23 protein-coding genes are annotated in these 18,644 nt (G+C 57.7%); 11 read left to right on the top strand and 12 right to left on the bottom strand.

What is annotated here, in order from left to right:
* Positions 1-3: 3 nt before the first annotated feature.
* Genes lptA through HFD92_RS10200 form a run of 5 tightly spaced genes read right to left on the bottom strand, consistent with a single transcriptional unit; the run spans position 4 to position 3,659 of the window.
* On the bottom strand, positions 4-555 hold the full coding sequence (gene lptA / locus HFD92_RS10220) for a lipopolysaccharide ABC transporter substrate-binding protein LptA (RefSeq protein WP_033736432.1): 552 nt from the start codon (positions 553-555) through the stop codon (positions 4-6).
* Positions 530-1,102 carry an LPS export ABC transporter periplasmic protein LptC gene (lptC, locus tag HFD92_RS10215; protein WP_009092465.1) on the bottom strand — a complete coding sequence of 191 codons (573 nt, stop codon included), beginning with the start codon at positions 1,100-1,102 and terminating at the stop codon, positions 530-532. Before lptC ends, lptA begins: the two co-directional genes overlap by 26 nt.
* Positions 1,099-1,665, bottom strand: coding sequence for a 3-deoxy-manno-octulosonate-8-phosphatase KdsC (gene kdsC / locus HFD92_RS10210; protein WP_009092464.1), 567 nt, complete (start codon positions 1,663-1,665; stop codon positions 1,099-1,101). Before kdsC ends, lptC begins: the two co-directional genes overlap by 4 nt.
* Positions 1,666-1,678: 13 nt before the next feature.
* Positions 1,679-2,662, bottom strand: a complete 984-nt coding sequence (gene kdsD / locus HFD92_RS10205) for an arabinose-5-phosphate isomerase KdsD (RefSeq protein ID WP_167428890.1) — start codon at positions 2,660-2,662, stop codon at positions 1,679-1,681.
* Positions 2,663-2,678: 16 nt separating this feature from the next.
* Positions 2,679-3,659 (bottom strand): calcium/sodium antiporter, encoded by a 981-nt coding sequence (locus HFD92_RS10200; RefSeq protein WP_150028728.1) that lies wholly within the window; start codon positions 3,657-3,659, stop codon positions 2,679-2,681.
* A gap of 226 nt (positions 3,660-3,885) precedes the next feature.
* Here HFD92_RS10200 and mlaF point away from each other — a divergent pair, with 226 nt between their 5' ends.
* From mlaF to murA, 7 genes are all read left to right on the top strand, one after another.
* Positions 3,886-4,701, top strand: coding sequence for a phospholipid ABC transporter ATP-binding protein MlaF (mlaF, locus tag HFD92_RS10195; protein ID WP_046101074.1), 816 nt, complete (start codon positions 3,886-3,888; stop codon positions 4,699-4,701).
* Positions 4,702-4,705: 4 nt separating this feature from the next.
* Positions 4,706-5,488 carry a lipid asymmetry maintenance ABC transporter permease subunit MlaE gene (mlaE, locus tag HFD92_RS10190; protein WP_009092460.1) on the top strand — a complete coding sequence of 261 codons (783 nt, stop codon included), beginning with the start codon at positions 4,706-4,708 and terminating at the stop codon, positions 5,486-5,488.
* 4 nt (positions 5,489-5,492) lie between these two features.
* On the top strand, positions 5,493-6,038 hold the full coding sequence (gene mlaD, locus HFD92_RS10185) for an outer membrane lipid asymmetry maintenance protein MlaD (RefSeq protein WP_111208263.1): 546 nt from the start codon (positions 5,493-5,495) through the stop codon (positions 6,036-6,038).
* A gap of 15 nt (positions 6,039-6,053) precedes the next feature.
* Positions 6,054-6,689 (top strand): phospholipid-binding protein MlaC, encoded by a 636-nt coding sequence (gene mlaC / locus HFD92_RS10180; RefSeq protein ID WP_009092458.1) that lies wholly within the window; start codon positions 6,054-6,056, stop codon positions 6,687-6,689.
* Complete coding sequence (gene mlaB / locus HFD92_RS10175; protein WP_046101075.1) at positions 6,689-6,994, top strand: lipid asymmetry maintenance protein MlaB; 306 nt, start codon at positions 6,689-6,691, stop codon at positions 6,992-6,994. The genes mlaC and mlaB overlap by 1 nt, the downstream gene beginning before the upstream one ends.
* Before the next feature lie 113 nt (positions 6,995-7,107).
* Entirely contained in the window at positions 7,108-7,365 is a 258-nt protein-coding gene (ibaG, locus tag HFD92_RS10170; protein WP_009092456.1) for a BolA family iron metabolism protein IbaG, read from the top strand.
* A gap of 67 nt (positions 7,366-7,432) precedes the next feature.
* Positions 7,433-8,692, top strand: coding sequence for a UDP-N-acetylglucosamine 1-carboxyvinyltransferase (gene murA / locus HFD92_RS10165; RefSeq protein WP_111208262.1), 1,260 nt, complete (start codon positions 7,433-7,435; stop codon positions 8,690-8,692).
* Positions 8,693-8,754: 62 nt separating this feature from the next.
* Here the strand turns inward: murA and HFD92_RS10160 are convergent, their stop codons facing one another.
* Positions 8,755-9,039 carry a helix-turn-helix transcriptional regulator gene (locus HFD92_RS10160; protein WP_111208261.1) on the bottom strand — a complete coding sequence of 95 codons (285 nt, stop codon included), beginning with the start codon at positions 9,037-9,039 and terminating at the stop codon, positions 8,755-8,757.
* Positions 9,040-9,270: 231 nt separating this feature from the next.
* Positions 9,271-10,242 (bottom strand): octaprenyl diphosphate synthase, encoded by a 972-nt coding sequence (ispB, locus tag HFD92_RS10155; RefSeq protein ID WP_009092450.1) that lies wholly within the window; start codon positions 10,240-10,242, stop codon positions 9,271-9,273.
* A gap of 257 nt (positions 10,243-10,499) precedes the next feature.
* Here ispB and rplU point away from each other — a divergent pair, with 257 nt between their 5' ends.
* From rplU to cgtA, 3 genes are all read left to right on the top strand, one after another.
* Positions 10,500-10,811 (top strand): 50S ribosomal protein L21, encoded by a 312-nt coding sequence (gene rplU, locus HFD92_RS10150; protein ID WP_008925416.1) that lies wholly within the window; start codon positions 10,500-10,502, stop codon positions 10,809-10,811.
* 15 nt (positions 10,812-10,826) lie between these two features.
* Positions 10,827-11,084 (top strand): 50S ribosomal protein L27, encoded by a 258-nt coding sequence (gene rpmA, locus HFD92_RS10145; RefSeq protein ID WP_009092448.1) that lies wholly within the window; start codon positions 10,827-10,829, stop codon positions 11,082-11,084.
* Between the two features lie 242 nt (positions 11,085-11,326).
* Positions 11,327-12,499 carry an Obg family GTPase CgtA gene (cgtA, locus tag HFD92_RS10140; protein ID WP_009092447.1) on the top strand — a complete coding sequence of 391 codons (1,173 nt, stop codon included), beginning with the start codon at positions 11,327-11,329 and terminating at the stop codon, positions 12,497-12,499.
* 64 nt (positions 12,500-12,563) lie between these two features.
* On the opposite strand, the gene HFD92_RS10135 is transcribed toward cgtA, so the two are convergent.
* The 5 genes from HFD92_RS10135 to HFD92_RS10115 are packed head-to-tail and all read right to left on the bottom strand — an operon-like array spanning position 12,564 to position 17,421.
* On the bottom strand, positions 12,564-12,986 hold the full coding sequence (locus HFD92_RS10135) for a hotdog fold thioesterase (protein WP_111208260.1): 423 nt from the start codon (positions 12,984-12,986) through the stop codon (positions 12,564-12,566).
* 2 nt (positions 12,987-12,988) lie between these two features.
* A complete protein-coding gene (gene dhbA, locus HFD92_RS10130) occupies positions 12,989-13,747 on the bottom strand; it encodes a 2,3-dihydro-2,3-dihydroxybenzoate dehydrogenase (protein ID WP_154928601.1) in 759 nt (252 codons plus the stop codon).
* A complete protein-coding gene (locus tag HFD92_RS10125; protein ID WP_046101079.1) occupies positions 13,744-14,598 on the bottom strand; it encodes an isochorismatase family protein in 855 nt (284 codons plus the stop codon). The genes dhbA and HFD92_RS10125 overlap by 4 nt, the downstream gene beginning before the upstream one ends.
* A 23-nt stretch (positions 14,599-14,621) precedes the next feature.
* A complete protein-coding gene (locus HFD92_RS10120) occupies positions 14,622-16,232 on the bottom strand; it encodes a (2,3-dihydroxybenzoyl)adenylate synthase (protein ID WP_140923238.1) in 1,611 nt (536 codons plus the stop codon).
* Between the two features lie 10 nt (positions 16,233-16,242).
* Positions 16,243-17,421: an isochorismate synthase gene (locus HFD92_RS10115; RefSeq protein ID WP_111208256.1), complete on the bottom strand. Its 1,179-nt coding sequence runs from the start codon at positions 17,419-17,421 to the stop codon at positions 16,243-16,245.
* A 177-nt stretch (positions 17,422-17,598) separates the two neighbouring features.
* Between HFD92_RS10115 and fepB the strand changes: the two genes are divergently transcribed.
* Positions 17,599-18,573 carry a Fe2+-enterobactin ABC transporter substrate-binding protein gene (gene fepB, locus HFD92_RS10110; RefSeq protein ID WP_167428889.1) on the top strand — a complete coding sequence of 325 codons (975 nt, stop codon included), beginning with the start codon at positions 17,599-17,601 and terminating at the stop codon, positions 18,571-18,573.
* Positions 18,574-18,644: the final 71 nt, after the last annotated feature.

Genomic DNA, 18,644 nt, shown 5'->3' with positions numbered 1-18,644 from the left:
CTATCAGTTACTCTTCTTCTCGCTGTTGGACGACGCTTTATCCTGAAGTTGCGACGGCACCAGTACGGTGGTGACGCGCTTGTTCTGGCCCTGGCTGAAAGCCTGCATCTTCTGCTCTTTCACCAGGTAGGTGATGCGATCGCCTTTGATGTTGCTGTCCTGCTGCTCAATAAACGCATTGCCGGTCAGTTCAACGAAATCGTTGGCCAGTTCGTAATGCAGTTTTGCGGCATGGCCCTGAACCGGTTTGCCGCTATCCTGCATCTGATAGAAGGTGGCAGGATTACCGTAGGCGTCGACGATGGTTTTCTTACTGTCGCCGCCCGGACGGGTGACCACGACTTTATCTGCCGTAATTTTGATGGTGCCCTGCGTCACAATGACGTTGCCGGTAAAGGTCGCGACATTGCCCTGTAAATCCAGCGCCTGATTCTGCGAGTCAATATTAACGGGTTTGTCCGAGTCACCGGTCAGGGCCAGCGCCGGAACGCTGGTCGCCAGCAGCACGCTGGCCAGTAAAAGCTTCAGGCTATTTTTGTTCATTTTGAATTTCATAAGAGGTTTTGACCTTCTCGATTAACTCGGCGTTTTTTGTCCGTAAATTGCCGCGCATTTTCATGCCGGTGGAGTTAAAGCTGCGGCCATACAATGTCACCTGGTCATCCGAGGTAACGTCCTGGGTCACCAGATTGATCTGCGCGTTATCTGTTTTGATCCGCTCCAGCTGAGAATCCTGCGTCAGCGTGTTGAGCTCAACATGGCCATAAAGATAAAGCATACGATCTTTAGTGAGCTTTGCCTTATCCGCGCGTAACGTCCAGGTCGGGATCTTGTTCTCATCATAGGTGGTCATCACCGGATGCTCGAACCAGCTCAGTTCGTCATCCGAGAAATAGGTCACTTTGTCTGAGACCAGTTTATAGGACAGCGCGCCCTGCGGGTTATAAACCACCGTGTGCGAATCCGCACTGGTGTAGGTCGGAGACTGACTGTCTGTCCCGACGGGCATCCCATCGTCATCCTTATTGGTAAGATTCCAGCCGATCAAAACCAGTGCAATCAAGGTCAGAATCAGCGTTATCCAACGCCTGCTTTTACTCATACTGATTGCCCTTTGGCATCCTCAAATTTGTTCTGCGCCATTAAGATCAGATCGCAGACTTCACGAACCGCACCGCGTCCACCGGCGATACGGGTAACATAGTCTGCGCGCGGCAACAGGATAGGATGTGCATCCGCCACCGCCACGCTCAATCCCACCTTCGCCATGACCGGCCAGTCGATCAGGTCATCGCCGATATAGGCGACCTGGTCGTCGGAAAGAGACAGTTTATCCAGAAGTTCGCGATAGGCCAAAAGCTTATCCGATTGTCCCTGATAAAGATGACGGATGCCGAGCGTTTTGCAGCGATCTTCCATCAGACGGGCATTGCGGCCGGTAATAATAGCCACTTCCACATCTGAGGTCAGCAGGCAGCGCACGCCATAGCCATCCCGCACGTTGAACGCCTTAAGCTCTTCGCCGTTATTTCCCATGTAGATCACCCCGTCGGACATCACGCCGTCCACGTCACAGATCAGCAGACGAATGCGACTGGCGCGCGCCATAACCTCAGCACTGACCGGGCCGTAGCAGGTGTCAATCGGGGGAGTTGCCTGTTGCATTTTCTCTTCCTGTTCAGACTACGCCAGCGCGCAGCATGTCATGCATATGTACCACACCGAGCAGATGGTCGTCATCGGCCACCAGAATCGACGTAATGTTTTTGGTCTGCATCAGGTTCAGGGCGTCCACCGCCAGCATGTTTGGCCGGACGCGGATGCCCCCTGGCGTCATCACTTCCCCGATGGTGGCACGCTGGAAATCGATGCCCATATCAAAGATGCGGCGCAGGTCACCATCAGTAAAAATCCCTTCGATTTTCATCAGGTCGTCGACGATCACCGTCAGACCGAGGTTTTTGCGGGTAATCTCCAGCAGCGCATCGCGCAGTGAGGCGTCACGGGTGACATGCGGCAGCGCATCGCCACTGTGCATGATATCGGCCACATGCAGCAGCAGTTTGCGGCCCAGCGCACCGCCGGGGTGGGAGAGGGCGAAATCCTCCGCTGTAAATCCCCGCGCTTCCAGCAGCGAAACCGCCAGAGCATCACCCATCACCAGCGTGGCGGTGGTACTGCTGGTCGGGGCCAGACCCAGCGGGCAGGCTTCCTGAGGAACGTGGACGCAGAGATGCACGTCGGCAGCCCGTCCCATCGCGCTGTCAGGCCGTCCGGTCATGCAGATCAGCGTAATGTGCTGGCGCTTCAGCACCGGAATCAGGGCGAGAATCTCGTTCGACTCCCCGCTGTTAGAAATGGCGATGACCACATCATTTTTGCTCACCATGCCCAGATCGCCGTGGCTGGCTTCGCCCGGATGCACAAAAAAGGCGGGCGTGCCGGTGCTGGCAAAGGTCGCCGCCATTTTCTTGCCGACGTGACCTGACTTCCCCATGCCCATTACTACCACCTTACCCTGGCAGGCATAGATCAGGGCGCAGGCGCGGGCAAAATCCTCATTGATATATTGATCGAGCTGTTCCAGCCCTTCACGCTCAATGCGCAGGACGGTTTTTCCCACCTGCTGGAAGTCGAATGCTGTTGGTTGCTGATGTGGCATAGTGAGTCTGTCCTTATTAGCCGTCCATGAACGCCGGCTGTATCCACAGCAGCGTCACCCAGACGAAGAAACCACAGAGTAAAATCAGGCCTGCCGTCCGGCCAACACGGCGGCGCCGTAGCAGGCAGAGCAGGGCAAAGAGCGCACTCACGCCGAGCATCACCCAGTAGTCGCGGGCGAAAGCGTGATAGTCAATGCTGCCGGGGTGGATCAGCGCCGGCAGGCCAAGCACGATGGCAATATTATAAATGTTGGCGCCGACCAGATTACCGATCGCGATATCATCTTCGCCTTTCAGTGCACCGGCGATGACCGTTGCCAGCTCAGGCAGGCTGGTGCCCACGGCAATCAGCGTCAGGCCCATCACCAGCTCACTGACGCCAAAGTAGTCGGCAAAGGCCGTGGCGTTGTCGATCACCATACGTGTCGACATTGGCAGGATGATCAGCGCAACGGCGAGCCAGAGAAAGGCCACCGTGTTGCCGCTCTCTTCACGGGGCAGCTCGGCCAGCTGCTCGCGGGTCAGGGTGTCGTTATTGTCCCGTTCGGCCTTGCGTGCGATGCGAATCACCACCAGAAGATAAATCGCGGCAATCGCGATCAGGCCAATTCCATCCAGTCGACTAAGCTGATTGTCAAACAGCATAAAACCGCTGAGCAGGGTGACCAGCAACATCAGCGGCAGTTCGCGGCGAATCAGATTAGAATGCACACTCAGCGGGTGCATAAGCGCAGCGGCACCCAGAATCAGTAAAATGTTCGTAATATTCGAGCCGAGGGCGGTGCCCACAGCGAGATCCATCTGGCCATGCTGCGCTGCCGAAAAGGAGAGGATCATCTCCGGCAGCGAGGTGCCGATGCTGACCACGGTCATGCCGATAATCAGCGGCGGAATGCCCAGAGAGCGGCATAATATTGAGGCGCTAAACACCAGTCGATCGGCACCATAAGCCAGTAAAAGCAAACCGATAATCAACAGTGCAGAAGCTACGAACATGAAAAATCCTTGCGTAAAAACTCAGGCCGGCAATGCGTTCCCGGCCGGTTTAAAATTCTGTTTGGCGAGACAGGCGCTGATTTTGACCGCCTCAGGGGCAAAAGTAAATTTAATGACCATTTTCGCCAAATCTTAGCGGTAAGTTTCTGTAAAGCTATCGTGAATCAGGACCGAACAGGCTACCATCGTACCCCATGTTTACGCCCGATCCTTACAAGAGGTAATAATGACCCAGCAGCAAACGAATCTGGTTGAGGTTCGTGGCGTGAGTTTTTCGCGCGGAGATCGCACCATCTTTGATGACATCTCGCTGACCGTGCCGAAAGGCAAAGTGACCGCGATTATGGGGCCATCGGGGATCGGAAAAACCACTCTGCTACGCTTGATTGGGGGGCAACTTCAGCCGACCCGCGGCGAGATTTTTTTCCGTGGCGAAAACATTCCGTCATTATCGCGCGCCAGACTGTATGAAGCGCGTAAAAAGATGAGCATGCTGTTCCAGTCGGGTGCGCTGTTTACAGACTTAACGGTTTATGAAAACGTTGCGTGGCCGCTGCGTGAACATACGCGACTGCCTGAGCCGCTGCTACACAGCACGGTGCTGATGAAGCTGGAGGCGGTGGGCCTGCGGGGCGCGGCCCAGCTGAAGCCCGCAGAGCTCTCAGGCGGGATGGCGCGACGTGTGGCCCTGGCGCGCGCTATTGCGCTGGAGCCGGAACTCATCATGTTTGATGAGCCCTTCGTCGGTCAGGATCCGATTACCATGGGCGTGCTGGTCAAACTCATTGATGAACTGAACCATGCGCTGGGCCTGACCTGCATCGTGGTCTCGCATGACGTACCGGAAGTACTGAGCATTGCGGACTATGCCTATATTGTGGCCGGACAAAAAATTATCGCACACGGCACCACGCCGGAACTGCGAGAGAATAACGACCCGCGCGTGCGCCAGTTTATTGATGGCGATGCGGATGGTCCGGTTCCATTCCGTTTTCCTGCCGGCGATTATCTCGCTGATTTAACCGGCTCACGGAGTAACTAAACAGATGGTCTTGAAGGCGCTGGCGTCGTTTGGTCGTCAGGGAATTGAAACGTGCGCCAGTTTTGGACGCGCAGGATTAATGCTGTTTCACGCGCTGGTAGGAAAACCGGCGTTTCGCAGACACACGCCACTACTGATCAAACAGCTCTACAGCGTTGGCGTGCTGTCGCTCCTGATTATTGTGGTATCGGGTCTCTTCATTGGCATGGTTCTCGGGCTGCAGGGCTATCTGGTGCTGACCACCTATGGCGCCGAAACCAGTCTGGGTATGCTGGTGGCCCTGTCGCTGCTGCGAGAGCTGGGACCGGTGGTGACCGCACTGCTGTTTGCCGGCCGGGCGGGCTCGGCGCTGACGGCGGAAATCGGCCTGATGAAAGCCACCGAGCAGCTCTCCAGTATGGAGATGATGGCGGTCGATCCGTTACGCCGGGTGGTGTCGCCCCGTTTCTGGGCGGGCTTCATCAGCATGCCGCTGCTGGCACTCATCTTTACGGCGGTCGGGATCGCGGGCGGTGCGCTGGTGGGGGTGAGCTGGAAGGGGATCGATCCCGGCTTCTTCTGGTCGGCGATGCAGAATGCCGTCGATTTCCGCACCGACGTGGTGAACTGCCTGATCAAAAGTGCCGTCTTTGCCGTGACGGTGACCTGGATTGCTCTTTTTAATGGCTATGACGCGATTCCCACTTCCGAAGGGATCAGTCGCGCGACAACGCGTACCGTCGTACACGCCTCTCTGGCGGTACTCGGGTTGGATTTTGTGCTGACAGCACTGATGTTTGGGAATTGATGCAATGCAAAGCAAAAAAAGCGAAATCTGGGTTGGCATTTTTATGATTATGGCGCTGATTGCCGCGCTGTTCCTCTGTCTGCGCGTCGCCGACCTGAAGTCAATGGGCACGGAGCCGACGTGGAAACTCTACGCGACCTTTGACAATATTGGCGGCCTCAAAGCCAGTTCGCCGGTCAAAATCGGCGGCGTAGTGATTGGCCGGGTGACGGATATCGAGCTTGAACCGAAGACCCTGCTGCCGCGCGTCACGATGGAGATCAGCGATCAGTACGCGAATAAAATTTCAGACACCAGTTCGCTGGCGATTCGCACCCAGGGTCTGCTGGGTGAGCAGTTCCTGGCGCTTAATTTAGGCTTTGACGACCCTGAGCTCGGTTCGGCGATGCTGAAAGACGGCGATACGCTGCGCGACACCAAATCGGCGATGGTGCTTGAAGATCTGATCGGTCAGTTCCTTTACAAGAGCGGCGACAACAAACAAAAAAATGAGGGCAAGGAGGCGCAGGATGGCAGCAGTGCCGCGCCTGCGGAACCGGCTCAACCTTAAAGAAGAGGGCATACCATGTTTAAACGTTTACTGATGATTGCCATGCTGGTGGTTGCGGTCCCGCTGACGGCAACGGCAGCCGACCAGAGCAATCCCTACAAGCTGATGAACGAAGCGGCGCAAAAGACCTTCAGCCGTCTGAAAAATGAGCAGCCAAAAATCAAGCAGGACCCCAACTACCTGCGTCAGATTGTGCGTCAGGAACTGCTGCCTTACGTGCAGATCAAATATGCGGGCGCATTAGTGCTGGGTCGCTACTATCGTGACTCAACACCGGCCCAGCGCGAAGCTTACTTCAGCGCTTTTGGCGACTATCTGGCCCAGGCTTATGGTCAGGCACTGGCCCTCTACAACGGCCAGAGCTACCAGATCCAGCCTGAGCAGCCGCTGGGCGACGCCAAAATTGTGGCGATTCGCGTCACTATCATCGATCCTAATGGCCGTCCGCCGGTTCGCCTCGACTTTCAGTGGCGTAAAAACAGCCAGACTGGCAACTGGCAGGCTTATGACATGATTGCCGAAGGCGTCAGCATGATCACCACCAAACAGAATGAGTGGAGCGATCTGTTACGGACCAAAGGTATCGATGGTCTGACGGCGCAGCTCAAATCGTCTGCGTCACAGCCAATCACGCTGGATAAACAACAATAATGCACGAATCGTTACGCTGGGAGCGCGAAGCCAGCACGCTATTACTGAAAGGCGAGCTGGATCGCGACACCCTGATGGGCCTCTGGCAGCAGCGTGAAACGCTGATTCGCGGCGTCGAGACGATCGACGTCGCGGCGCTGAACCGGGTTGACTCTTCCGGCCTCGCTCTGCTGGTGCACCTGCGGGAAATCGCACGGGCGCAGGGGAGCACCCCGCGCTTTGCCGGTATCAGCGACAAACTGCAGTCGCTGATTACGCTTTACAATCTGCAACAGATTATTGTTTCTGCGGATAAAAGCGCCTGATTTCCGCTTGTTATGCTAAGCCCCTGTTTTCAACAGGGGCTTTTGCGTATTTAAGAGTCAGCCGCTTTCCTCTACTATGTCAGCCTTATTATTATTAAGTGAAGTTAAGCACAATGGAAAACAGTGAAATTCAGGCCGTGCTGATGGCAGCGCTGCCTTTAGACGAAGTGCATGTGATGAGCAACGATGGCAGCCATTTTCAGGTGATCGCCGTAGGCGAACTGTTTGGCGAGCTGAGCCGCGTGAAAAAACAGCAGGCTGTCTACGCGCCGCTGATGGAATACATCGCGGACAACCGCATTCATGCTGTCTCTATCAAAACCTATACTCCCGCTGAATGGGCGCGCGACCGTAAACTCAACGGTTTCTGATCCCTCAGCGTGGTGCACTCGTGGTAAGCGAGTCCCATCTTTAGCTAGTTAATTGAGAGCCGTGTTAATGGACAAATTTCGTGTGCAAGGCCCCACCCGCTTAAGTGGTGAAGTAACCATTTCCGGGGCGAAGAACGCCGCGCTACCTATTCTGTTTGCTGCCCTGCTGGCTGAAGAGCCGGTAGAGATCCAGAATGTGCCAAAGCTGCGCGACATTGATACCACCATGAAGCTGCTGAGCCAGCTGGGTGCGAAGGTGGAGCGCAACGGTTCTGTGCATGTCGATGCCAGCGCGGTCGATGTATTTTGTGCGCCTTACGATCTGGTGAAAACCATGCGCGCCTCCATCTGGGCGCTGGGCCCACTGGTGGCGCGTTTTGGTCAGGGTCAGGTTTCGCTGCCGGGCGGCTGCGCGATTGGTGCGCGTCCGGTTGACCTGCATATCACCGGCCTGGAACAGCTGGGTGCCGAGATTAAGCTGGAAGAGGGCTACGTCAAGGCGTCCGTCCACGGCCGCCTGAAGGGCGCGCTGATTGTCATGGACAAGATCAGCGTCGGCGCAACCGTCACTATCATGAGTGCGGCAACCCTGGCGACCGGCACCACCGTGATTGAGAATGCGGCGCGGGAGCCGGAAATTGTCGATACCGCCAACTTCCTTAACACGCTGGGTGCCCGCATCAGCGGCGCAGGCACCGATAAGATCACCATCGAAGGCGTCGAGCGTCTGGGCGGCGGTGTTTACCGCGTTCTGCCGGACCGTATCGAAGCCGGCACCTTCCTGGTGGCAGCCGCCATTTCAGGCGGCAAAGTAATGTGCCACAAGGCTCAGCCCGATACGATGGATGCGGTTCTCTCTAAGCTGCGTGACGCCGGTGCCGATATCGAAACCGGCGAAGACTGGATCAGCCTCGATATGCACGGCAAACGCCCTAAAGCGGTCAATGTGCGCACCGCGCCACATCCGGGTTTCCCGACCGATATGCAGGCGCAGTTCACCCTGCTGAATATGGTGGCGGAAGGCACCGGCGTGATTACCGAAACCATTTTCGAAAACCGTTTCATGCACATCCCGGAGCTGATTCGTATGGGCGGCCATGCGGAGATCGAGAGCAACACCGCGATCTGTCACGGGGTGGAAACCCTGTCCGGTGCGCAGGTGATGGCGACCGATTTGCGCGCTTCTGCCAGCCTGGTTCTGGCTGGCTGTATCGCGGAAGGCACGACATTCGTCGATCGCATTTATCACATCGATCGTGGCTATGAGCATATCGAAGATAAGCTGAAAGCGATGGGTGCGAATATCGAGCGCGTCAGCGAAGAGTAATCTCAGGTATGCGCTGAAAGAACCAGCCCTTTGCGGGGCTGGTTTTTTTTCGCCTGTCGATCTCAGGGCGTGCCGGAAAGATCGACGGGGATCCGGATACGTTTTTTGCGATCCAGCAGGCGGTGCGTGTCAGGATCGTAGTAGCGGCTGGGCCAGATCTCGCTGGGATGCACCTCGATCGCCTCAGCGATCAGCCATTCGCCTTTTGGCCACGGGCGCGTCAGCGCATTCGCGAGTGTTGATGAGCTGAGGCCGGCCGAGCGTGACAGTGCGGCCAGCGTGGTACCGCGTTTGTGCAGGGCTGCGATAATGTCAGCCGGGTGCCAGTCTTCCATCCTTTTTTGCATAACCCGTTCTCCTTGTCTTTGTGTCGTCCACCGGGACGTTGGCTTACCTTTTTACTGTTATCTGGAAAGTAAGCGTTTTTTATAGCAAATAGTTTCCATTAATTTCCAGTAATATTTGGCGTCAGCGTCGGGTCTGTGTGACAGCCCGCAAAAGGCATGCAACAGCAATGAGCGAACATAAAGAAGTGAGAGCGGGGAGGAGAAACGGAGCCAGGGAGGCTCCGTAGGGAATCAGAAATCGCGCTGAACTGACATATGCGCCAGCGACTCCAGCGCACTGCGCCAGGGTGATTCAGGCAGAATGCGCAGAGCGGCAATCGCCTTGTCCGCTTCCTGTTCGGCGCGGGTGCGGGTCCACTCCAGCGAACCACACTGGTGCATCGCTTCCAGTACCGGTTCCAGCAGATGGCGGCCATTACCCTGCTCAATGGCTTCGCGGATCATCTTCGCCTGCTCAGGTGAGCCGTTCTGCATTGCATGCAGCAGCGGCAGCGTCGGTTTCCCTTCGCTCAGGTCGTCGCCGGTGTTTTTACCCAGCGTCTCTCCGTCCGCACTGTAATCCAGCAAATCGTCGATTAACTGGAAAGCCGTGCCCAGATAGCGTCCATAATCCTGCAGCGCTTTCTCCTCTTCCGGCGTGGCGTCAGCCAGGATCGCAGAAGCCTGCGACGCGGCTTCAAACAGGCGCGCAGTCTTGCTGTAAATCACGCGCATGTAGCTCTCTTCGGTGATGTCAGGATCGTTCACGTTCATCAGCTGCAGGACTTCGCCCTCAGCGATCACGTTGACCGCTTCTGACATCAGCGCCAGGATACGCAGCGACCCCATGCTGGTCATCATCTGGAAGGCGCGGGTGTAAATAAAATCCCCGACCAGCACGCTTGCCGCATTGCCAAACGCCGCGTTCGCGGTCGCTTTGCCACGACGCATATCGGATTCATCCACGACATCGTCATGCAGCAGCGTGGCGGTGTGGATAAATTCGATCAGCGCCGCATTGGTCACGTGCAGGTCGCCCTTGTAGCCCATGGCGCGTGCGGAGAGCACGGCAATCATGGGACGGATACGCTTACCCCCACCACTGATGATGTAGTAGCCCAACTGGTTGATGAGCGAGACATCTGAATTCAGCTGGTCGAGGATGGTCTGGTTAACGGCAGCCATATCCTGTGCGGTTAATTCGTTGATCTGTTCTAAGTTCATTCGTCTTTTCAGCTATGACTCGTTATCTCTGCCATGGTAAGTGCTTTTACCCAGCCAGCGTTCAGGTAATCTGTTACTGATTGTACTTGAATTTTCAGCCTGAGAAACGGTTGCATTCAGCCTGTGTTTTTTTTCTGCAAGAGTGTGCAAAGTGCTCTTGTCTTCTTCTGGAGTTTTGCGTAGAATTCGCGCCCTATTGTGAATATTTAGCGCGCCGCCTGATGAACTAAAAGGCAAGCGCAGAAGCGGAGTTTTATATGTACGCGGTTTTCCAAAGTGGTGGTAAACAACACCGAGTAAGCGAAGGTCAGACCGTTCGCCTGGAAAAGCTGGACATCGCAACCGGTGAAACCATCGAGTTTGACCAGGTTCTGATGATTGCTAATGGCGAAGACGTGAAAATCGGCGCGCCACTGGTTTCAGGCGGTATGATCAAGGCAGAAGTTGTTGCGCACGGTCGTGGCGAGAAAATTAAGATCGTTAAGTTTCGTCGTCGTAAGCACTACCGTAAGCAGGCTGGCCATCGCCAGTGGTTCACTGATGTGAAAATCACTGGTATCACGGCGTAAGAGGAGATCTGACAAATGGCACATAAAAAGGCTGGTGGTTCGACTCGAAATGGTCGTGACTCCAATGCAAAACGTCTGGGTGTTAAGCGTTTTGGTGGTGAATCTGTTCTGGCAGGTAGCATCATCGTTCGTCAGCGTGGCACCAAATTCCACGCAGGCAGCAACGTAGGTTGTGGTCGTGACCACACCCTGTTCGCTACCGCAGACGGCAAAGTAAAATTCGAAGTTAAAGGTCCGAACAACCGTAAATACATCAGCATCGTTGCTGAGTAAGGTTGTCGTGACGCAGACGTTTAACGTCTGAACGCACGAATTAAAGGCCCCGCAGCTCCTGCGGGGCTTTTTACATTCTGCGCTCTGTCGCGGTAAAAGCGACGCCTCACTGAAGTTTGCTGTACACTTTATGTACACACTGGCGACAGCCAGTCCTGATTTATCCGCCGCTGGTCAGCGCAGAAGACCCTGGCGGACCCGTCTGCAGAGTGCTGCAGGCGATTGTGTGACGGAGATTGAAAATGAAGTTTGTTGATGAAGCGACAATTCTGGTCGTCGCGGGTGATGGCGGTAATGGATGCGTCAGCTTCCGCCGCGAAAAATATATCCCGAAGGGCGGCCCTGACGGGGGTGATGGCGGTGACGGCGGCGACGTTTATCTGATCGCCGATGAAAACCTCAATACCCTTATCGATTATCGTTTCGAGAAATCGTTCCGCGCTGAACGCGGGCAGAATGGCCAGAGCCGCGACTGTACCGGTAAACGCGGTAAAGATATCGAAATCAAAGTTCCGGTCGGCACCCGGGTTATCGACCAGGGAACCGGCGAGACCTTAGGCGACATGACGCGTCACGGCCAGAAACTGATGGTCGGTAAAGGCGGCTGGCATGGCCTGGGCAACACCCGTTTTAAATCGTCAGTGAACCGCAGCCCGCGCCAGAAAACCATGGGAACCCCGGGTGAGAAGCGCGACCTGCAGCTTGAGCTGATGCTGCTGGCGGACGTCGGCATGCTGGGCTTACCGAATGCCGGTAAATCCACCTTTATTCGCGCCGTGTCGGCCGCCAAGCCAAAAGTGGCGGACTATCCGTTTACCACCCTGGTGCCAAGCCTGGGCGTGGTACGTATGGACAGCGAGCAGAGCTTTGTCGTGGCCGATATTCCGGGCCTGATTGAAGGCGCCGCTGAGGGTGCCGGTCTCGGGATCCGCTTCCTGAAGCACCTGGAGCGCTGCCGCGTGTTGCTGCACCTGATCGACATCGATCCGATCGATGAAAGCGATCCGGTTGAAAACGCCCGCATCATTCTTGGCGAACTGGAAAAGTACAGCGAGAAGCTGTTCAACAAACCGCGCTGGCTGGTCTTCAACAAAGTGGACCTGATTGGTGAAGAAGAAGCGCAGGCACGTGCCAAAGCGGTCGCTGAGGCGCTGGGCTGGGAAGATAAGTATTACCTGATCTCTGCCGCCAGCCGTACCGGCGTCAACGAACTCTGCTGGGATGTGATGAGCTTCATCAACGCCAACCCGAAAGAAGCCGAGCTCGAAGAGAAGCAGCCGGAGAAAGTGGAGTTCATGTGGGACGATTACCACAAAGAAACCCTTGAAAATGCGACAGAAGTGGAAGATGAAGAGTGGGATGACGACTGGGATGATGAAGACGACGAAGGCGTCGAAATTATCTATCAGCGCTAACCACGACGCGGCCACAGGCTGACCGGCAAAGCCCCTCTTTCCAACCGAAAGGGGGGCTTTTTTTTCAGCTGCTCATCACCGCCACGCTGAGTCGCGCACTGCAGCACAACTGATCCCGGCCGTTACGGATCTCGATCTGCCAGCTCTGACTGCGTCTGCCCAGATGCAGGGGGCGACAGATCCCCCGCACTGTCCCGGCTGACACCGCACGCAGATGGCTGGCATTGACTTCGACACCCACCACGCTGCTACCTTCTTCCACCGCCATATACCCGGCCATAGAGCCCATCGACTCCGCCAGTACCACGGAGGCCCCGCCATGCAGCAGGCCAAATGGCTGGTGCGTGCGCGCATCCACCGGCATCGTCGCTTCCAGGTAATCCTCGCCTATCACGGTAAAGACGATCCCGAGATGGGCGACCAGCGACTGCTCGCCCAGTGCATTCAGGGTGGGAAGATCGAAGGATCGTTTCCAGATCGCAGCCATTTTCAGGCTCCCAGGGTTGCGCCGCCGTCGACCACGATATCCTGCAGGGTCACATGGCTGGCCAGGTCTGATGCGAGAAACAGCACGGTGGCCGCAATTTCCTGCGGCTGCGCGATCTTGCCCAGCGGGATCCCCAGTTTAAACTGATCCGGAAAACCGGCGATCATTTCCTGCTCGCCGCCGGGGGTCTGCCACAGGCTGCGCTGCATCGCGGTGTCGGTGGAGCCGGGTGAAACGATGTTACAGCGAACGCCAAAAGGGGCCATTTCCAGCCCCACGGTCAGACAGAGGCTGCGCAGTGCCGCTTTCGATGCGCCGTAGGCCGACATGCCGATTCGCGGCGCGTGCGCCGCGTTAGACGCCACGGTGACGATGGCCCCGGCGCGCTGCTGGCGAAAGCGCGGCAGCGTCTGCTGAAACAGGTTAAAGGCGCCGCCCGCGTTGACGTTCAGGCACGCCTGCCAGTCAGCGAAGGAGAGCGCATCGGTGGCACCGACGCGCAAAATGCCCGCCGCGTTGACCAGCACATCAATGCGCGGTTGCGTTGCCAGCACGCGCTGACAGATCGTTTCTACCTGATCCGGATCGGCCACATCCAGGCGATGACAGCGAAACGGATAATCCTGCCGCGCAAACTGCAGGTCAAAGGCTTCCACCTGTGCGCCTGCCCGATGAAAGGCCAGCGCACTCTGATAACCAATGCCCTGACCGGCTCCGGTTACCCAGACAACGCGACCGCTGAAGTCGAAGGTGTGGCTCATTGAGTGAGCTCCCGCGACAGCAACGCCCACCAGCCATCGATGCTCGGATTTTTCGCCAGCGTGACAAAGTCGATATCCCGGTGAACCTGACGCCAGCGTGCCGCCAGCGCCATGACGCGCACCGAATCCAGACCATAATCGATCAGGTTTTCATCATCCTCCGGCACCTCATCATCCTCCAGCAGCGGCAGGACGAGCGCGCGCAGATCCGCTTTGCTAAGAGGGACTGGCATCATATCAGCCGTCATCACCACTTTTCCGCTGCGGCCGGCGGTGTAAGTCAGCGCCATCATATGCTCCTCGCGGCTGAAATCAGCCAGCGCATCGGCCACCATAAACGGCTGAATATCACGCATAAAGGCATCCGTGGCGGTGGTCAGGCAGCCGATATGAGCATAGACGCCCGTGATAATCAGCTGATCGCGGCCCATCTCCTTCAGGATCGCCTCCAGCGGGGAACGATGAAAGGCGCTGTAGCGCCACTTGGTCAGCACCTGGTCGTCCTCGTCGGGGGCCAGCGCCGCCACGATCCTCTGCTGGTCGGGATGCTTATTCAGGCCCGGTCCCCACATATCGTTGAGCAGGGCGCGATCCGCATCGCTCTGCGCCGTCGGCTGGGCGGTGTAAAACACCGGAATACCCTGCGCTTTGCAGTAGCGACGCAGGCGGGCAATATTGCCGACGACCTGCTCAATCAGCGGGCTGTTTTCCCCCCAGAAGCTGAGAAAATAGCGCTGCATATCGTGGATGAGCAGGGCGGCCCGGCCCGGCTCCAGCGCCCATTTCACCCGGTTATTCGGCAACTCGGTGGCGGCGGGCAGTGGATAGGAGGTCAGTTGTGGAATAGTCATAAAATTCTCCGGACAGATCGGGCTTACGCATGTTGATCGGCAAGATGCTGGCGCAGACGTTTTTTATCGACCTTGCCGACCGGGGTCAGTGGCAGGGCATCTACGCAGGTAATGCGGTCGGGGAGCTTAAATTCTGCGACGCCCAGTTCACGCAGGTGGCGCCGCAGCGCCGCCGGTTTTACCGGCTGACGGGTGACGATAAACGCGCAGCTTTTTTCACCCAGCAGCGGATCGCTCATGGAGACCAGTGCCGCGTGGATCACATCGGCGTGTTGCTGCAGCAGGTTTTCGATCTCTTCCGCGGCGATCTTCTCGCCACCCCGGTTGATCTGATCTTTCTCCCGACCCTGCACGATAAGGTTGCCGTCAGGGGTGATCTCAACCAGGTCACCGGAACAGTAAAAGCCCCGTTCGTCGAAACTGGCGGCGTTGTGTTCCGGACTGTTGTAGTAGCCGCGAAAGGTGTAGGGGCCGCGCGTCATCAGACGACCGGTGGCCCCCACGGGCAGAGGATGACCCTGCTCGTCGGCAACCCAGACCTCATCATCCGGGGAGATCGGGCGTCCCTGTGTGGTGAGGATGGTCTGCGGATCATCATCCAGCCGGGTATAGTTCACCAGTCCTTCGGCCATGCCAAAGACCTGCTGCAGGGTGCAGCCGATCTCATGCTGTATGCGTGCAGCCAGCGTTTCGCCCAGCTTAGCGCCCCCCACCTGCATGCGCTGCAGGGAGGCCAGTGCCGCCTTGCTGTCCGATTCCTGAAGTGCCAGCAGCCAGAGGCTGGCGGCAGGCGGAACCAGGCCGGTATCGGTCACCTGATGTTTTTCAATCAGGGGAAAGCAGGCTGTCGCACTGGGATCGGCGGCCAAAATAACCTGTCCCCCCGCGTAAAAGACGCCCAGCGCGCCCGGCGAACTCAGCGGGAAGTTGTGGGCGGCGGGCAGGGCGATGAGATAGCGGGTATCGGCGGTGACGCCACAGATCGCGTCACTTTCACGGATGCTGTAGTAGTAGTCGTTATGGGTGCGCGGAATCAGTTTTGGCGTGCCGGTACTGCCGCCAGAGAGCTGGAAAAAGGCTACCTCGTCGCCCGCGGTCGGCGTGGCCATAAACGCACCGGCCGGTTCGGCCAGCAGCGCTTCAAGGCTCTGTTCCGGCGGTGAGGCATGGCGCAGGATCACCTGCTGCAGTGAAGGGTGATCGTGGCGGAGCTGCGCAATAAAAGCGTCATCGGCAAACAGCGGATGCGTGCGGTCAGCAATCACCAGGCGGGGCGAAATCTGGCTGGCGTAGGCGGTCAGTTCGGTGCGCTGATGGCTGAACAGGGCATTCACCGGCGCAACACCGAGTTTAAACAGGGCAAACAGCGTGAGGTAAAATTCTGCCACGTTGCCCAGCTGCACCAGCGCCGTATCACCCCGTTTCAGGCCACGCCGCTGTAACGCCGCCGCCAGGTTGTCACTCAGTGCCGCCAGCTGGCGGTAGGTCAACCGCCTGTCATCCTCAATCACCGCCACGCTATCGTTGTCGCGGTGGCGATCCAGTATGTCGGTCATCGGCAGGTCGAGCCAGTAGCCTTTTTCACGGTAACGGGCGGCCAGGTCGTCCGGCCAGCGGCTGTAGGAGATCGTCATGCAGGTTCCTTTATTGCAATCCAAAAGCGCGAAGCAGGGTGTCGAGTTTGACGCCGGTTTCACGCCACTCTGCTTCAGGTTGTGAATCCGTCACGATGCCCGCACCGGCAAACAGCCGTACCCGCGACCCCTTCACCGTGCCGCAGCGAATGGTGACGACCCATTCGCCATTGCCCCGGTCGTCACACCAGCCGACGATGCCGCCAAACAGCTGACGCTCAAACGGCTCAAGGCGCTGGATCAGGGCCTGCGCACGCTGATGCGGAAAGCCGCTGAGCGCCGGCGTCGGATGCAGCAGGCAGGCGAGGGAGAGTGCATTTTCGCGCTCGTCCAGCACTTCGCCTCGGATCTGCGTGGCGAGATGCCAGAGGGTGGCCGTGGTCAGCAGAGAGGGTGTTTCAGGCACCGACAGCAAACGGCTGCGCGGCTGCAGGGTGGCGCGCATCGCATCTGTCACCAGCTGATGTTCATGACGATCCTTCGCCGACTGCATCAGGCTGTCGCCGGAGGCCCGATCGCGTTGCGGATCGCGGCTGCGTGCGGCCGAGCCGGCCAGGGGACAGGAGCTGAACAGGCGACCCTGTTTTCGAATCAGTAGTTCCGGGCTGGCTCCCACCAGCGCGCCGCCGCCGGGCAGGGGCAGATGAAAGTGATAGCTGCCGGGGTTCTGCACCACGATGCGCTGCATCAGAGCAGCCGTATCAACCGGCTGTTCAGCCACGATCTCCATCAGCCGCGACAGCACCACTTTCTTCAGGTCGCCCCGACGCGTGGCGGCAACTGCCTGCGCCACCATGTCGGTAAAGCGCGCCTGATCCGGCAACGCCGTGCGGCGACGAATCACGGGCAGATCGGCGTCTGCCAGTGAGGCCCGGGCGATCAGATCGTCACGGTTAAAGCGCTGCCAGGACTCCGGGATAAACAGCGCGGCGGGCTGCGCCACGTCAAAGGGGATGGCACCTGCCACGATGGGGTGCGCAATGCCCTGCTTTCTGGCCGAGGTAAAGTGGTGCTGAAGCTGCTGCTGAAAATCCCCTGTCAGCTGTTCACCCTGTCTGACTGGCGTGGTCAGCGTCGTAAAGCAGCCCTGTGTGGTGAGGCTTTGCCAGGGCGAGGTAAACAGGAAACCCTGGCAGAGTGCCGCAAAATCGTGCAACAGGGGATGTTCAAATGCGCGTGATTCGGCCATACTTTTCACCCGGAAATGATAAGATAACTAATAATGATTATCATTTGTATTATTAGGCGTTAAGCTACGTGGATTGGCCGGATCTGTCAATCCATATGCGGCGCTTCGGCTGCTGCTCCGGGTCAGATCAGCATAAACAGCCGCCGACCTTATCTGAACGAGTGTGGAAAATAACGTATGAATAAACAGAGGGTTAGCAGGGCGATCGTGCTGTTTTTTCTGAGCAGCCTGCTCAGTGTCAGCGCGGTGGCCGGGACGGGCTGGCCGCGCACCGTTACCGGAGCCAGTGGCGATCTTACCCTGACGCAGGCACCGACCCGAATCGTCTCAACCAGCGTGACCCTGACCGGATCGCTGCTGGCCATTAATGCGCCAGTGGTCGCCAGCGGGGCCACCGCCCCCGGCAGTCGCCTGGCGGATGAGCAGGGCTATTTCCGGCAGTGGGGCGCGGTGGCGAAACAGCGCGGCGTGAAGCGTCTCTACATTGGCGAACCCCGTGCAGAAGCGATTGCTGCCGAAGCGCCGGATCTGATTGTGGTCAGCGCCACCGGCAACGATTCAGCCATCAGACTGGTCGATCAGCTTGCGGCGATTGCGCCGGTGCTGGTGGTCAATTATGACGATAAAAGCTGGCAGCAGCTGGTGACGCTGCTGGGCAAGGCGACGGGGCATGAGGTGGATGCGGCCGCACGGATAAACGCCTTTGAGGCACGCGAAAAGGCGCTGAAGGCGAAGCTGACGCTGCCGCCGCAGCCGGTTTCCGCGATGGTCTGGAACGGCGACGGGCGGGCCGTGAACCTGTGGACGGCAGCGTCAGCGCAGGCCAGGTTACTGCAGCAGCTGGGCTTCACGCTGGCGACGCCGCCCGCCAGCCTTCACGCCGGGCACAGTATGGGAATGCGCAAAGATATTCTTCAGCTGTCAGGTGAAAATCTGGCGGCGGGCCTGAATGGTCAGACTTACCTGCTGTTTGCCGCCGACGATAACACCACTGCACAGGTGATGAGCAACCCTTTCCTGGCGCAGACCCCGGCAGTAAAAAGCAGGGCGGTCTATGCACTGGGGCTGGATAGCTTCCGCCTCGACTACTACAGCGCCAGCAATCTGCTGACGCGGCTGGAGACGCTGTTTGTTAACGGTCGTGGCGTCTGAGAGACGGGATAACCTGCAGAAATGATGAGGCTTATCGGTCGCTTAATCGCATGGGTTTCTCTGTGACTCTT

Source organism: Pantoea sp. EKM101V (genome assembly GCF_011800325.1).
Lineage (GTDB): Bacteria > Pseudomonadota > Gammaproteobacteria > Enterobacterales > Enterobacteriaceae > Pantoea > Pantoea anthophila.
The sequence above is the reverse complement of the archived record's forward strand: the minus strand, read 5'-3'. Positions and strand labels throughout refer to the sequence as shown.

Bases quoted from the DNA above. Each gene is read 5' to 3' on its own strand.
- ibaG (WP_009092456.1), top strand. From the start codon at position 7,108: ATGGAAAACAGTGAAATTCAGGCCGTGCTGATGGCAGCGCTGCCTTTA.
- HFD92_RS10135 (WP_111208260.1), bottom strand. From the start codon at position 12,986: ATGGCTGCGATCTGGAAACGATCCTTCGATCTTCCCACCCTGAATGCA.
- mlaE (WP_009092460.1), top strand. From the start codon at position 4,706: ATGGTCTTGAAGGCGCTGGCGTCGTTTGGTCGTCAGGGAATTGAAACG.
- rpmA (WP_009092448.1), top strand. From the start codon at position 10,827: ATGGCACATAAAAAGGCTGGTGGTTCGACTCGAAATGGTCGTGACTCC.
- mlaF (WP_046101074.1), top strand. From the start codon at position 3,886: ATGACCCAGCAGCAAACGAATCTGGTTGAGGTTCGTGGCGTGAGTTTT.
- kdsC (WP_009092464.1), bottom strand. From the start codon at position 1,665: ATGCAACAGGCAACTCCCCCGATTGACACCTGCTACGGCCCGGTCAGT.
- murA (WP_111208262.1), top strand. From the start codon at position 7,433: ATGGACAAATTTCGTGTGCAAGGCCCCACCCGCTTAAGTGGTGAAGTA.
- kdsD (WP_167428890.1), bottom strand. From the start codon at position 2,662: ATGCCACATCAGCAACCAACAGCATTCGACTTCCAGCAGGTGGGAAAA.
- HFD92_RS10115 (WP_111208256.1), bottom strand. From the start codon at position 17,421: ATGGCCGAATCACGCGCATTTGAACATCCCCTGTTGCACGATTTTGCG.
- cgtA (WP_009092447.1), top strand. From the start codon at position 11,327: ATGAAGTTTGTTGATGAAGCGACAATTCTGGTCGTCGCGGGTGATGGC.
- fepB (WP_167428889.1), top strand. From the start codon at position 17,599: ATGAATAAACAGAGGGTTAGCAGGGCGATCGTGCTGTTTTTTCTGAGC.
- HFD92_RS10200 (WP_150028728.1), bottom strand. From the start codon at position 3,659: ATGTTCGTAGCTTCTGCACTGTTGATTATCGGTTTGCTTTTACTGGCT.
- mlaC (WP_009092458.1), top strand. From the start codon at position 6,054: ATGTTTAAACGTTTACTGATGATTGCCATGCTGGTGGTTGCGGTCCCG.
- ispB (WP_009092450.1), bottom strand. From the start codon at position 10,242: ATGAACTTAGAACAGATCAACGAATTAACCGCACAGGATATGGCTGCC.
- HFD92_RS10160 (WP_111208261.1), bottom strand. From the start codon at position 9,039: ATGCAAAAAAGGATGGAAGACTGGCACCCGGCTGACATTATCGCAGCC.
- mlaD (WP_111208263.1), top strand. From the start codon at position 5,493: ATGCAAAGCAAAAAAAGCGAAATCTGGGTTGGCATTTTTATGATTATG.
- dhbA (WP_154928601.1), bottom strand. From the start codon at position 13,747: ATGAGCCACACCTTCGACTTCAGCGGTCGCGTTGTCTGGGTAACCGGA.
- HFD92_RS10125 (WP_046101079.1), bottom strand. From the start codon at position 14,598: ATGACTATTCCACAACTGACCTCCTATCCACTGCCCGCCGCCACCGAG.
- lptC (WP_009092465.1), bottom strand. From the start codon at position 1,102: ATGAGTAAAAGCAGGCGTTGGATAACGCTGATTCTGACCTTGATTGCA.
- HFD92_RS10120 (WP_140923238.1), bottom strand. From the start codon at position 16,232: ATGACGATCTCCTACAGCCGCTGGCCGGACGACCTGGCCGCCCGTTAC.
- rplU (WP_008925416.1), top strand. From the start codon at position 10,500: ATGTACGCGGTTTTCCAAAGTGGTGGTAAACAACACCGAGTAAGCGAA.
- mlaB (WP_046101075.1), top strand. From the start codon at position 6,689: ATGCACGAATCGTTACGCTGGGAGCGCGAAGCCAGCACGCTATTACTG.
- lptA (WP_033736432.1), bottom strand. From the start codon at position 555: ATGAAATTCAAAATGAACAAAAATAGCCTGAAGCTTTTACTGGCCAGC.